This window comes from Rheinheimera faecalis (assembly GCF_021290965.1).
Classification (GTDB): Bacteria; Pseudomonadota; Gammaproteobacteria; order Enterobacterales; family Alteromonadaceae; genus Pararheinheimera; species Pararheinheimera faecalis.
On the sequence record NZ_JAJOYT010000033.1, the window covers coordinates 1 to 1,301 of the forward strand.

The window sequence follows — 1,301 nt, forward strand, 5'->3', positions numbered from 1 at the left end:
GAGAGTGTTCAATATTCTGTGTCAGCCAAGTTATCAGTTCACAGGTCGATGTGAGCGTCTAAGCGCCCCTCGAAGTGGATCGACAGCTGTGACAGCGTCAGATTCCAGTTTTGTACTGGGTGTGTCCACCGCTCAGATGCCTGCAACATACCTGCATAGAGCAGCTTAAGTAAACTATTTTCGTTGGCGAACCCGCCTTTGGTTTTGGTCAGTTTGCGGAACTGACGATGTACGGCCTCCACGGCATTGGTGGTGTAAATCGCGGTTCTGACGTAATCCGGATATTTAAAATAAGCCGAGAGCGTCAGCCATTTACTGCGCCAGGATTTAATAACCACCGGGTATTTCTCACCCCATTTAGCTTCCAGTTCGTCCAGAGCACTTTCTGCGGCGCTTAAAGTGGATGCTTTGTACACGCACTTTAAATCGACCATAAAGGCTTTCTGATTCTTACTGGCCACGTATTTGAGCGAGTTGCGGATTTGGTGGACGATGCAGTGCTGCACTTCGGTTTTGGGGTAAATACTTTCAATGGCTTCAGGGAAGCCTTTAAGACCATCGACACAAGCAATAAGAATGTCTTTAACGCCACGATTGTGCAGGTCGGTCAGAACCGTAAGCCAATGATGCGCGCCTTCATGCTCTGACAGATAGAGACCCAGCAGTTCTTTTTTACCTTCCACCGTCACGCCCAGTATGGTGTACACGGCTTTGGTGATGTAGCGGCTGTTCTCTTTAATTTTGTAGTGAATGGCATCGAGCCAGACAATAGGGTAAATCGCATCCAGTTCACGTTCGCGCCAAGCCTGTAATTCAGGCAGTAGCTTGTCGGTTACGGCATTGAGGGTGCCATTGGAGATGTTGATGCCATAAAGCTCTTCGATGTGAGCGCGGATATCCTGATAACTGGTGCCTAGTGCAAACAAGCCAATGATTTTACGCTCCAGCTCGTCGGTCAACTGGGTTTGATGTTTCTTGACGATTTGTGGCTCAAAGGTGCCGGCACGATCACGCGGTGTATTGAGTTCAAAGCTACCCGCAGGGCTTTTGACTGTCTTGGATGAACTGCCGTTTTTGCGGTTTGGTGTCTCATCCTGTTCCAAATGCTGCTCAAGCTCAGCTTGCATTGCCGCTTCGGTCAGTTGCTTAATCAGCGGCGTCAGGATACCGTCTTTACCCGTCAGGCCTTTGCCATCACGCAATGCCTGAATAGCAGCTTGGATATCGAATGTTGGAGTGGTCATGTGTCATCTCTTTTTCACGTAGTTTAATGAAATGACACAGAATTTTGAACACTACCG

General features: G+C 48.6%; 1 protein-coding gene. It reads right to left on the reverse strand.

From position 1 onward, the window contains the following. Positions 1–38: 38 nt before the first annotated feature. On the reverse strand, positions 39–1,244 hold the full coding sequence (locus tag LSG34_RS20630; RefSeq protein ID WP_233011218.1) for an IS256 family transposase: 1,206 nt from the start codon (positions 1,242–1,244) through the stop codon (positions 39–41). Positions 1,245–1,301: the final 57 nt, after the last annotated feature.